12 protein-coding genes are annotated in these 12639 nt (G+C 47.7%); 8 read left to right on the forward strand and 4 right to left on the reverse strand.

The features are described 5' to 3' along the window. Window positions 1-6 precede the first annotated feature (6 nt). The gene (locus HA494_03750) at window positions 7-1413 is read left to right on the forward strand and encodes a cysteine--tRNA ligase (GenBank protein ID NHV96883.1); all 1407 of its coding nucleotides are present in this window, start codon (window positions 7-9) and stop codon (window positions 1411-1413) included. Here HA494_03750 and HA494_03755 read toward each other — a convergent pair. Continuing rightward, window positions 1402-2619, reverse strand: coding sequence for a redox-regulated ATPase YchF (locus HA494_03755; protein ID NHV96884.1), 1218 nt, complete (start codon window positions 2617-2619; stop codon window positions 1402-1404). The genes HA494_03750 and HA494_03755 overlap by 12 nt on opposite strands. Before the next feature lie 88 nt (window positions 2620-2707). Here HA494_03755 and HA494_03760 point away from each other — a divergent pair, with 88 nt between their 5' ends. From HA494_03760 to HA494_03770, 3 genes are read left to right on the forward strand one after another with little or no spacing between them, the layout of a single operon-like run. Further along, on the forward strand, window positions 2708-3706 hold the full coding sequence (locus HA494_03760) for an exonuclease (GenBank protein ID NHV96885.1): 999 nt from the start codon (window positions 2708-2710) through the stop codon (window positions 3704-3706). Between the two features lie 56 nt (window positions 3707-3762). Further along, window positions 3763-6414 carry an ATP-dependent helicase gene (locus HA494_03765; GenBank protein ID NHV96886.1) on the forward strand — a complete coding sequence of 884 codons (2652 nt, stop codon included), beginning with the start codon at window positions 3763-3765 and terminating at the stop codon, window positions 6412-6414. Next, window positions 6392-7153, forward strand: coding sequence for a hypothetical protein (locus tag HA494_03770; protein ID NHV96887.1), 762 nt, complete (start codon window positions 6392-6394; stop codon window positions 7151-7153). The genes HA494_03765 and HA494_03770 overlap by 23 nt, the downstream gene beginning before the upstream one ends. A gap of 6 nt (window positions 7154-7159) precedes the next feature. On the opposite strand, the gene arsB is transcribed toward HA494_03770, so the two are convergent. After that, complete coding sequence (arsB, locus tag HA494_03775; GenBank protein NHV96888.1) at window positions 7160-8227, reverse strand: ACR3 family arsenite efflux transporter; 1068 nt, start codon at window positions 8225-8227, stop codon at window positions 7160-7162. A 93-nt stretch (window positions 8228-8320) separates the two neighbouring features. Here arsB and HA494_03780 point away from each other — a divergent pair, with 93 nt between their 5' ends. Both HA494_03780 and HA494_03785 read left to right on the forward strand, forming a co-directional pair. Further along, window positions 8321-8485, forward strand: coding sequence for a DUF5320 domain-containing protein (locus tag HA494_03780; protein ID NHV96889.1), 165 nt, complete (start codon window positions 8321-8323; stop codon window positions 8483-8485). A gap of 124 nt (window positions 8486-8609) precedes the next feature. Continuing rightward, window positions 8610-9023 (forward strand): hypothetical protein, encoded by a 414-nt coding sequence (locus tag HA494_03785; GenBank protein NHV96890.1) that lies wholly within the window; start codon window positions 8610-8612, stop codon window positions 9021-9023. Here the strand turns inward: HA494_03785 and HA494_03790 are convergent. Beyond that, window positions 9020-10408, reverse strand: coding sequence for a hypothetical protein (locus HA494_03790; GenBank protein ID NHV96891.1), 1389 nt, complete (start codon window positions 10406-10408; stop codon window positions 9020-9022). The two genes, HA494_03785 and HA494_03790, sit on opposite strands and share 4 nt — an antisense overlap. Window positions 10409-10741: 333 nt before the next feature. On the opposite strand from HA494_03790, the gene HA494_03795 reads away from it, so the two are divergent. Continuing rightward, a complete protein-coding gene (locus HA494_03795) occupies window positions 10742-11032 on the forward strand; it encodes a twin-arginine translocase TatA/TatE family subunit (GenBank protein NHV96892.1) in 291 nt (96 codons plus the stop codon). 115 nt (window positions 11033-11147) lie between these two features. Next, on the forward strand, window positions 11148-12038 hold the full coding sequence (locus HA494_03800) for a zinc-ribbon domain-containing protein (protein NHV96893.1): 891 nt from the start codon (window positions 11148-11150) through the stop codon (window positions 12036-12038). Here the strand turns inward: HA494_03800 and HA494_03805 are convergent. Continuing rightward, complete coding sequence (locus HA494_03805) at window positions 12035-12616, reverse strand: nucleotidyltransferase family protein (protein ID NHV96894.1); 582 nt, start codon at window positions 12614-12616, stop codon at window positions 12035-12037. The two genes, HA494_03800 and HA494_03805, sit on opposite strands and share 4 nt — an antisense overlap. Window positions 12617-12639 lie beyond the last annotated feature (23 nt).

Genomic DNA, 12639 nt, shown 5'->3' on the forward strand with positions numbered 1-12639 from the left:
AAACTGATGGCACTAAGGTTCTTCAACACCCTCGGCAGGAGAGCAGAGGAGTTTATCCCGCTACAGCACGGAGTGGTCAAGATCTATACTTGTGGACCAACGGTTTATGATTACGCGCATATAGGGAACTTTCGAACATTTGTCTTCCAAGACCTACTTAGGAGGTACTTGAAGTATAAGGGCTACTCGGTCTTTCAGGTTCAGAATCTAACCGATGTTGACGATAAGACTATAAGGGCGTCGAGGGAGCAAGGCGTTTCTCTTAGAGAGTATACAGATCGATACATCAAAGCCTACTTTCAAGACGTCGATACTTTAGGTATAGAGAGGGCCGAGGTCTATCCGAGGGCGACTGAGCACATACCTGAGATGGTTTTGTTAATTAAGAGGCTTCTTGAAAAAGGGTTTGCCTACTTCTCTGAGGGCTCGGTCTATTATAGGGTATCAGCCTTCAAAGATTATGGTAAGCTTTCTGGTGTTAGAAGCGCTGGTCTTAGGGTTGAGAGAGTGAAGTCTGACGAGTATTCTAAAGAGGAGGCAAGAGACTTCGCACTCTGGAAGGCGTGGGATGAGGAGGACGGAGACGTCTTCTGGGTAACCGAGTTGGGTAAGGGTAGACCAGGCTGGCATATAGAGTGCTCTGCTATGTCTATGAAGTATCTGGGTGAAACATTCGATATTCATTCAGGTGGTGTTGACCTCATATTCCCCCATCACGAGAACGAGATCGCTCAGTCAGAAGCTGTTACAGGTAAGCCCTTAGCTAGATACTGGGTGCACTGTGAACATCTTCTTGTCAACGGGCAGAAGATGGCGAAGTCGCTTGGCAACTATTTTACGCTAAGGGACCTCTTAGCGAGAGGCTATAGCCCAACCGCTATAAGATTTCTACTGCTCTCAGCGCATTATAGGGATAGGTTGAACTTCACCTTTGAGGGGCTGATGCACGCTGAGAACACCGTTAGAAGGCTTCAAGAATTCAACCTAAGGTTATCTACAGGAAAACCATCGTCAAGCGAAGATAGGTTGGCCGAATCTGTTGAAGAATATAGGAGAAAGTTTGAAGAGGAGATGGATAACGATCTAAACGCACCAGCTGCACTTGCAGTATTCTTCGAATTTATGAGAGAGGTTAATAAGGCATTAGATGAGGGTAAGATTTCGCAGAGGGATTTAGAGTTCTGCAGAGCATTCGTAAACTCCTTCAACGCAATATTTAACGTCATACCACAATATGAGGAGAAGCTTGAACCGGAGCTTCAAGCCTTGATCAAGGAGAGGGAGGAGGCTAGGCGTAGAAAAGATTGGGCAACCGCAGATAAAATCAGAGAAGAGTTAAGGAGACGTGGTGTGTTACTTGAGGACACTCCACAGGGAGTGAGGTGGAGGAGGGTTAAGCCGCTAACTCCTTGATCTTGTTGCCGAGACGATAGATAGAACATCTCTGTCCTTGAGCTCGTAGTCTGTGGGTAGTCTTAGACCTGTTCTAGCATCTATAGCGTAGAGCAGCCCCTTCTCTAACTCAGTATGTATCTCTCTGGCTAGGTCTCTAACAGTAGAGCCTGAGGGCATAAGGAGCACATCTGGTAGCACATGTCCATGTTTATCGGAGAGCTTGGTGGGATCATAGACGGGGTAGACGGTGTTCATCCTTAGAAGCTTGAAGACAGCGACATTAATAGCGAATTGGACACCAGTCCTCATGAATTGGCCTAAGACCGCTCTTTTGATAAAGTTAAGCGCCCACCTCTGTCTCTCGTTCAGCAGATTCGGATTCACTACCTTAAAGCGTTCCTCACCCGGTATATACTCTATTAGACCTTTTTCACTAGCCCGCCTCAGTATCAGCTCTGCTTCAGCACTGGCTGGCACGACGATCATATCTGGGTAGGCTTCTTGTATACGCTTAAAGTTCTCTGGTGCTGTTCTAAGATCCATCTTGTTCGCTACGATCAGTGTGGGTTTGGAGATGTCCCTTAGTATCCAGCAGAATTCTTTACACTCTTCATCCGACCAGTTTTCAAAGTCCTTACCTTCAAGCTTTGCTTGCTGTAAAGCGGTCTTCACATGAAGCTCTTTCACGCCGATGCCGCTGAAGACTTCTCTGATGGCCGCTTCTAACGCGGACCCACCTTTTATGCTTCGAGAAATCTTATCGGCGTTGTTCTGCAGAAGGCGAAGATACCAGAGGACGAGCTCCTCTTCTATGTCACCTATGTCTGCAACAGGATCTCCTGTCCCAGGCTCTGTTATACGCCCATCAGCATCCACACTACCAGATGCGTCAACTATGTGGAGTAAGGCGTCTGACTGCGCGGCGTGGCTGAGGAATTGAAAGCCCAAACCCTTGCCCGCAGAGGCACCCTTAATTAAACCCGGTAAGTCTATAAGTTCCACGGGTATAAGCCTCCAGCCTTCTATACATTTTGAGTTAACTGGGTCGTCCTTTACTTTGAATTCTTTATGGACGCAGAGTGTTATTGCTGATGCTGTTCCTGCGTAGGGTGTCTTGGTCGTAAAGGGGTAAGTAGAAACCTCTCCAGATAATAGGGTAGCTGCGTTAAAGAAGGTCGTCTTACCTGTATTCGTCTTACCTATAAGCCCAAGCCTTAACCTCATACCAACCCAACCATCTTATTGTTTGTAGAGGCTTTTAAATCTAGCTTAGCATATCCCTAAAATAAGTGCTGAGCGCTAGCCTCTAGTGTTGAGGAGGGTATCTGTAAGGGCTGCTGACGGTATAGTGGTTGAGTATGGAGATATGAAGCTGCTTCTAGATCCGACTAGATCTGGTGGTGGGGGGCTGGTATTTGTTTCGCACGCACACCAAGACCATTTACTTGAGTCAGGTGGGCAGAAGGTTTTAGCATCGAGGGAGACGGCTGCTTTGGCTGCTGCTCGTGGTAGAGTTATCCAGAATCTTGTATCGGATATGGATGGGCTTGAGATGATGAACTCTGGGCACATCTTCGGCTCACGAAGCCTACTTATAGATGACGAGATTTACTATACTGGGGATTTTTCGCTTAGAAGCAGAGCTTTTCTTAAAGGAGGTGAGACACCACGCTGCAAAGTGCTCATAATCGAAAGCACATATGGTAAAGAGGTATTCAAATTCCCGCCTATTGAAGAGGTGGTTGATAAGACGCACAAGATCATCTCTGAGCACTTCTCAATGGGGAGACCAGTTATACTCATGGGCTATCCTCTGGGTAAGGCGCAGATTCTGACTAGAATCTTCTCAGCTTGGAAGCCCTTTTACCAACACGGCGCTGTAGCGAAGATAAACTCTGCCTGCTCTAGCCTAGGGTTGGATTTGGGTGGAGACCATATAACATACCAAGAGGCTCAAAGTAAGGGGCTGCTTGGGAAGAAGCCTTGGGTGCTTATTACCCCGATGTATAGTGGACGAAGCACCTACATCTCAAATCTGAAGAAGAAGTATAGGGCGGTCACCATAGCCTTCTCAGGCTGGGCCGCTGAGCCGAGCTTTAAGTATGCTATGGGGGTTGATTACGCTATTCCGCTGAGCGACCACTGTGACTTCACCGAACTTAAAGAGGTTGTGAAGAGGTGCTGCCCAGAGGCGGTCTACACTTTCCACGGGTTTGCTGCTGAGTTCGCGGAGCATCTTCGTAGAGAGGGGTTTGATGCGAGACCCTTAACGTCGATGCAGGAAACAGTAGGGGCATATGCTGATGAGTAGGTTCTGGCTACATGCTTTTAAGACGCCCCTTTGGATAATCTGTTAGACGAGCCTTCTTGGCTTTGACGGTTGCTAAGGCGATTTCAGAGGCTGAGGTAGCTGCGCTCCTCGAGCCTGAAGTATCGAACTGGTTCTTTGCAACCTTTGGTTCACTAACCCCGCCGCAGATCTATGCGATAAGGTCTATTCAGAACCACGAGAATACGCTTATAGCCGCGCCTACAGGCTCGGGTAAGACTCTTGCGGTCTTTCTATCGATTATAAATGAGTTGTTGAGCTTAGGGAAGAAGGGGCTCTTAGGCGATGAGGTCTATGCGGTGTATGTTTCGCCGCTAAGGTCTTTGAACAACGATATCGAGAAGAATCTCAACACGACGCTAAAGGGTATTCAGAAGGCTGCTAGATCGATGGGAACCGATAGTGGGCTGCCTGAGATTAGGGTGGCTGTTAGGACTGGTGACACGCCCTCATCTGATAGGGCTAAGATGTTGAGGAAGCCGCCTCACATACTTATAACCACTCCCGAGAGCTTAGCCATAGTCTTATGTGCGCCGAAGTTTCGTGAGAAGCTCAGGTCTGTTAAGTGGGTTATAGTGGATGAGATTCACGAACTATGTAGCTCAAAAAGAGGGGTACACCTAACGCTTTCTCTTGAGAGGCTTCAGGAGCTTTGCGAGAAGAGTTTCACCCGCATAGGGTTGTCGGCGACTATCCACCCCCTTGAGGAGGTAGCGAAGTTTCTGGTTGGATATGAAGACGGGGCGCTCAGAGACTGTGTTATAGCTGATACGAGGTTTGTGAAGCCTACTAAGCTGACGGTAGATCTCCCTGTAAGCGACTTGGTTCACACATCGGCAGAGTATGTCACGTCAAAGATGTATCGGATGATAAGGGATCTTGTGAGGAAGCATAAGACGACACTCATATTCACTAACACGAGGTCTGGTACCGAGCGCGTAGTCTACCACCTATCTAAACTCAACGCTGTTGATGCTGATGAGCTTGCTGCACACCACAGTAGCCTATCTCGAGAGATAAGAAAAGAGGTCGAGGATAAGTTAAAGAATGGTGTGATGAGAGCCGTAGTAACAAGCACGAGCCTAGAGCTCGGGATAGATATAGGGAGCATCGACCTAGTTGTGCAGATAGGCTCGCCTAAGTCTATTTCGAGGTGTCTCCAGCGAGTAGGCAGATCGGGGCATGCTCTGAACAGGGTTTCAGAGGGGGTGCTCATCCCTCTTGAGCGTGACGATCTAGTTGAGGACGCTGTGCTGGCTTCCGAGGCTTCAAAAGGGAGGTTGGATAGGGTCTACATACCTAAAGGTCCTCTTGATGTGTTGGCTCAGCATATTGTTGGGATGGCGATCGAGAGGAAATGGCGTGTAGAAGAAGCCTATAGGGTCTTGACTCGAAGCTACTGCTACAGAGATCTAACCCTAGACCAGCTTAAGCGCCTACTCAAGTATCTTAGCGGCGGATACAAGAGCCTCGAGAACTTCAGAGTTTACGGCAAGATCTGGTATGATGAAGAGGAGGGGACCTTTGGGAGAAGAGGAGCGCTTCTAAGAGTGATCTACGCAACCAACGTGGGAACCATACCGGATGAAGTGGCCATCAAAGTATACACGCTTGACGGTAGGTGGGTGGGTTCGATCGAAGAGGAGTTTCTGGAGAGGCTTACTAAAGGCGACATATTCATACTTGGCGGGAGGCTCTACGACTATCGCTACTCAAGAGGCGTGAAGGCGTATGTTACGCCGATCAAGGAGGGTAAGCCTACTGTGCCGACGTGGTTCAGCGAGATGCTGCCCCTCAGCTTCGATCTAGGCGAAGCCATAGGTAGGTTTAGAAGCGAAGTATTTAAGATGCTGAAGGAGGGGGTTGCGAAAAAAGAGATCATAGATTGGATTATGCGTGACTACAAATGCACCCTTAACGCGGCTAAAGCGATCTTAGGCTACATGAAGGCTGAATACGACTTCTTAACTACATTGGGATTGGGGGATATGCCGAGCGACACCAACCTTTTGGTCGAAGATTATGTGGACAACGAAGGTAGGCAGAATATAATATTCAACACCGTCTTTGGTAGAAGGGTGAACGACGCCCTCTCAAGGGCTTATGCACACGTGGTTGCGCTTAACCTAAAAGTGAACATTATGGTGACGGTTAGTGATTCAGGCTTCATGCTAACTTTACCTGTAGGCAGGCGTGTAGAGCCGAAGTGGCTCGTAAACCAAGTGACGAGAGAGAATTTGAGGGGGCTGCTCGTCTCCTCGATTAGGAATACTGAGCTCGTTAGACGAAGGTTTAGGCACTGTGCGACTAGGGCTCTTATGGTGCTGCGTAACTATAAGGGGCATGAGATAACCGTTGCTAGGCAGCAGACGAACTCGCAGATACTCTTTAAGCTGTGTGATGAGATCGAGGGCTTTCCTGTTGTTGAAGAGGCTTATAGAGAGGTGCTTGAGGATGTGATGGATGTTAAGACAGCTGAAGAGGTCTTAGGTGATGTTGCATCTGGTAGAAGAAGGTTTATTGTAGCGCCTACTTCAGACTTACCTTCACCCTTCACCCATGATCTCATACTGCTGGGCTACAGCGATATAGTGCTTATGGAGGATAAGAAGGCGCTGCTTGAAGCCCTCTACGATAGTGTGATGAGGAGGATAAAGGAGAGGCGCCTTGAAGGTAGAAAACGTGGCTGAGAGGATCAAGATCACGCGGAGAATCTCGATAGCATCACCATACCCAGCGATTCTGCTTGAGAAAGAGGGTTTACTTGTAGCAGCGGACCTACACATAGGGCTCGAGGATGAAAGCGAGGAGAAAGGCATACATATTCCAGCACCAATCTTACCTACTATAATTAAACACGTAATCACACCAGCCAAAGATCTGGGTTGCAGAGGGGTAATATTGCTTGGCGACGTGAAACACGAGTTCGCAGAGGTAACAGAGCCAGAGTGGTTCGGTGTAAAGAAACTGATCTCTAAACTGAGAGCGCATAGCCTAGACGTTGAAGTCGTAAGGGGGAACCACGATAACTACATAATCAAGGTCCTCAAAGAACTCGGTGTGCCTTTACACGACCCCTATCTAGAGTTGAGCGGCATACTTCTAACACACGGCCATAAACCATTGACTGTAGATGGAAGAGGCTGTAGGGTTGTGATCTTAGGACATGAGCACCCAGCCATAACACTCAAAGACGATGTGGGCGCCAAGCACAGATTTAAGGCGTTCATCGATCTCCAGACCAGCGGCTGCAGATATCTTGTGCTGCCTTCGGTCTCACCTTTAGCCTATGGTTCTGATTTCAACGAAGTCCCCGCTGACAAGATGCTTTCACCGATCCTCCGCACACTCGATTTAAGCGAGGCAGTACCGTATGTTATAGAGGCTGGTGTGGCGGTTAAAAGGTTCCCTAAGATCGGCTACCTCTAAGCTTATCTAACTAACCGCCTTAGCCTCTACTCTCTCAGCAGCATAGAGCCTTCTTCTAAACCATAGGGCTACGTTCACAAGACTTATCATGACAGGCACCTCGATGAGGGGACCTATGACGGTTGCGAATGCTTCTTGTGAGGCTAAGCCGAAGACTGAAACGGCGACCGCTATCGCCAGTTCAAAGTTGTTGCTTGCTGCTGTGAAGGCTAGCGATGTGGTGCGTTGGTAGTCAAGTTTAGAGAGGTAGCCTAATGCGAATGATAAAAAGAACATGATTGTGAAGTAAGCCAACAGTGGCATGGCGACTCTTGCTACATCGAGCGGTAGAGTAACTATGTATTCGCCTTTAAGAGAGAACATGACTATGATTGTGAAGAGGAGCGCAAATAGAGATGTAGGGCTGAGTTTCGGCATGAATACGTTGTCATACCATTCTCTCCCCTTCTTCCTTAAGAGGTAGAATCTTGTTATCATCCCTCCAAAGAAGGGTATGCCTAAGTAGATGGCTACAGACTGCGCTACCTCTATTAGCGATATGTGTACCACTAGTCCTTCACCTGAGATCAGAGAGGAGAGCACGGTTATGTAGAAGTAGGCGAGTATCGAGTACATCGCTATCTGGAAGACAGAGTTCAACGCGACAAGAATCGCTGCCCACTCATTATCACCTTCTGCGAGACTGTTCCAGACGATCACCATAGCTATACACCTAGCCAGACCGACGATGATTATACCATTTCTGAAAGATGGGTAGTCTGCTAGAAAGATCCAAGCTAATATGAACATGAGAAGTGGTCCTAGAAGCCAGTTCTGGATCAGTGATAGTGTAAGCATCCTCTTTGAGCCGCTTGCTGTAACTATCTTACGAAGATCCTCATACCTAACCTTAGCAAGGGGAGGATACATCATCCAGATCAGACCTATCGCTATAGGAATAGAGGTGGTTCCGACGCTCAGAGAGCCGATGACATCAGAGACTTGCGGAACCCAATACCCTAGACCTACACCTATGATCATAGCTAGGAATATCCAGAGGGTGAGAAAGCGAGTAAGCCACGGGAGCCCAGCCATCTGAAGTAGCGACAACATATTTAAGTTTATTTATTCGGGAAGAACGAAGAACTTATAAACAGACACAAACCAAATACATACTGGTGAAAAAATATGTGTTGCTGCTGCGGTTGCGAATGCCACCATTGGCACCACAGAGGCTTCGGCAGACGCTTCCTAACAAAAGAGGAGCACATAAAAGAGCTCGAAGAATACCTGGAAGATCTTAAGAAAGAGATAGCTGCTGTGGAAAGCCACCTAAAGGAGCTGAAGGGTTAAGCAGAGGCTAGTTTACCCCACTCTTCTTTTTGATGTCGCGAGAGTAAAGCGATTTCAAGACTGGGGGCTTTGCAAGACTTTCGTAAAGGATATAAGGTGGTCACCTAGATGTAAGGTGAACTGGTTGAGCGAAAGTTCAGCAGATAAGAGTAGGGTGCAGCAGCTCGAAGAACGTATAAAAGAGTTGGAGGCCAAGCTTGCCGAAGCGGAGTCTAAGAAGGAGACTCAACTCCTTAAACAGAAGATAGCCCAGCTCGAAGCCGCTTTATCAAGATACAGGGAGGAGCTTGAGGCTGCGAAGCGTAGGATATCTGAGATGCAAGCGCCTTACCGTGATGTTGAGACGAAGCTGAAAGAGATAATAGGTGACTCTGGAGAAGTGACGCTTCAATACGGCGGCTACCGTATCATAATATTGGATAAACAGAGATTTCCGTGGAGCCAAGTCGTAGAGTTGGTGCTTGACAACAATTATGAAATGTGGTTAGGTAAAGATGATAAACACTTATTCATATGCTGCAAACCCGTCTCAGACTAACCTTTCATAAACGGGATCTGAACGATTAGGAGCAGTAACGCTACAGCAATCGTAGGTATGGATACGAGTGCTCCGGGCTTAATCCATTCTTTTAAAGTGATGTGACCGAGCTCCCGCCGCTCTAAGATTCCGATAGCCACTATATTGGCTGTACTACCTATAATCGTTAGATTTCCGAAGAATGTTCCTGCGAACAACGCCGACCACCAGAAGGGTTGGTTGCTGATACCGAAAGTACCGAGCTCCTCTACTATCGGAAGTAGCGTTGCAACTGTTAGCACATTATCCATAAACGCGCTCATTAAGCCGGCAATTGATGTAAAGACTATGAGAAGGGGGATTTCACCCATTGGAAGCGCTGTCAACTTGGCTGCGATCTTCTGATCAACCCCAACGTAGCTTAAGGTTCCTACTGAGGCGAATAGTAGGAGGAAGAAGGATAGGGTCCACCAATCTACTCTCCTCTCAACGATCTGTCTCGCCCTCTCTCGGTCTATGATGATTGCTATAGCTGCGGCTGCAAGAGCCGTACCTATCAGCATCGTGTTCTTCTTTAAATGAAGGAGCGCCTCAATCTGACTATGCATTATAAGCGCAGCGATCGTTCCGATGAATAGTAGCGCTGAAACCAAAAGATCCCTCGTAGTTTGGTTTGCAGCCTCTCCTCTCTCCGCACCCTTGACCACTCTGAGCTTAAGGCGTTCATCTAAGAGTTTTATCTCCTTTCTATAGTAGAAGCCCGATAAGGGTATGGCGATCGCTAACCCAACTATCGAGATTGGAGTTGCCCAGCGTAGAAAGTCTATGAAAGTAAAGCCGCCACGTAAGGCTACAAGCACACCTACAGGGTTGCCGACCACGGTTGCGGCGCTTCCGATATTTGTGGCGAAGACAAGCATTATGATGAATGGTATGGGGTTAATCTTAACGCGTAGACAGAGGTGTATCATAGACGCTGACATAAAGAGTATCGAGGTAACTTCATCCACTAAGGCTGCAGAGAGAGCTGATAAAATCATCATGACCGCTACAAGCTTGACACCTGAAGCGCCAGCTATGGCTGAAAGTTTGTCTATGATGTACTCGAAGAACCTCCTCTCCTCGAGGAAGCCTATGACTATCATCATACCCATCAGAAAGAGGATTATATCCAACCCAGCAAAGTCTATCAGCGTTGGCACATCGATCAAACCTAGAACAAGAAGTGTCACAACACCTATGAGGGCGAAGGCTAATCTGAACCTCCAGAAGAGGAGCGTGCCAAATATGAAGCCTAAGAAGGCGACCAAAGATGCTGTCTGTTTAAAGTCAAGATCCAATACCACAGTGAGTAAAGATATTATTATGATGAAGATGGGTAGGGCAAGTAAGCGTGTACGCAACACCTAAAGCCCCCTTAAAAGCAGAGTCTGTTGAGTAGAAGAAATCACAGGACGTGTTGTATAAAGTAGTTGAATGGTATTGAATCCGATAGAGTTTATTGGAAAAAGTGCACACGATGGCTCTAAAAAGATCATAGTGCGCTCTTCGACCATTTCACACCAGCTTGATGAACGGTCAAACATCCAATCGCATTTAATCTTTTCGACAATTCAAAGAGGAAAGGTCGGAAGTCGGGGAAGCCTTATATCTACCCCTCTGCGATAGATTGTGTGGTGAATAGTGTGGCTATAGTCGGCTGGGAGTGGATAGTCATCCTAGTCATACTCGCAGTAATAATGATCTGGGGCCCAGATAAGATACCTAAGCTCGCTCGCGCCTTAGGTCAAGCGAGAAAGGAGTTCGAAAAAGCGCAGAAAGAGTTCACAAACCCCGCACCAGAACCTGAGCCAGCATCTACAGCTGAACCTAAAACAGCGAGTGACGACTACCTTATCCAAACAGCCAAGAGCCTAGGCATAGAGACCGCGGGTAAGACGAGGGAGCAGATTTCAAAGGAGATACTAGAGCGTGCACGCACCACACAACCCCAAACCACTACACAGCCCCAGAGCGGCCAGCAGCAGTAGGCTCTACGCTATTCTGATACTATAAGCCTCAACCCTCTCAACAAGAGGAAGCAAACAATTAAAGGGCGTCTGCTGCTGAAGAAAGCGGCTAGAGGATATACCTTCAGGTGGCAGCATGTCAAAAGACAAGGAGCTTACGTTTCAAGAGCATCTGGCTGAGCTCGCCAGTAGACTGAAGATCATCCTCTATACACTCGTAGCCTCGACGATCATCTTTATGGCTCTCCCGGCAGACCTATCTTTTCTACATAATCCGCCTGTGTTCAAGCCTCTTGTTTCGGTTCTTCTGAACTACATAAGGGAGGACATCCTACCAGCTTCGGTCAAGCTCATAGCTGGTGAAATCACCACCCCTCTAGAGTTATATATACTAGCCTCATTCGCACTGGGCGTTGCTGTAACCCTCCCAGTAATGTTCTACGAAGTCTATAAGTTCGTTGATCCAGCACTCTACCCCGAAGAAAGAAGAATGGTCTATCCTTTTGTAGCCGCATTTATCTCCCTATTCATAGCGGGTGCGGTCTTCGGATACAAGATCCTCTCCCCCTTCATGATATGGGCGCTACTGCCTTTCTTCGAGGCGCTACAGGTTGAAGCCTTGGTTTACGTTATGGACTTCTACACACTTGTGTTTACGATGGTTATACTTTGCGGCCTAGTATTCACCTTCCCAGTAATCTTCGTCATACTCGTGAAGTTTAATATTGTCGGCACAGAGATCCTAACCAAGAACAGGAAGTATGTCTACGCAGCACTGTTTGTAGTCACTGCGCTGATTACACCAGACGGCGGACCAATAGCAGACATAGCACTCTTTGCACCTCTAGTTGTACTATTAGAGGTAGGTATACTTGTGGCTAAGCGTTATGAGAAGCAGCGTGCCGAGAAGGAGCCGCCAGTCATAACCAAAGTGCTCCCAACCGATGTGAGTAAATGTAGATACTGCGGAGCAGAAGTGAAGCCTAATGCAACATTCTGCCCCAAGTGTGGTAAGGCGCTAGTCTAGCTTCTCCTACTCAAATCGGATCTTCTATCGACATCAAGTAGCACATTCGGTGTGCTCGCTTCCACATAGACTACATCTGCTTTATGCCTGTTTACTACAGCCTTAAGCCCGTATCCTGCTTCATCTATCGCTAAGATCTCTGGTATAAGGCTTCGGTCAAAGAGAATCGGATGCCCAGGCTTACCTTGATGGGCTGCTACTACGATCTTCGCCCCCTTTCTCTCATACTCATCAACCACCTTATCTATTACGGTTGCGTCGATGAAGGCAACATCGCCTGGAAGTATCATAACAGCATCAGCGTCCTCATTAACGTGTTTAACACCACACCTAACCGATGAACTCTGCCCCCCAGTAGCGTACTCAGGATTCTCCACCACCTTACACCCTAACCCCTTAAGCGCCTCCCTCACCTTCTCAGCCTCAAATCCTACAACCACTATAACCTCATCTACTGAAGAGGAGAGGGCGGTCTTCACCACCCTCCTAACCATGGGTTCGCCATCAATAGGGTAGAGCATCTTATTCTCTCCAAATCTAGTTGACATGCCAGCGGCTAAAACCACTAGGCTTATCAAACACCAAACACTCTTAGAGGCTA

It is taken from the genome of Nitrososphaerota archaeon, assembly GCA_011605775.1.
Lineage (GTDB): Archaea > Thermoproteota > Nitrososphaeria > Nitrososphaerales > JAAOZN01 > JAAOZN01.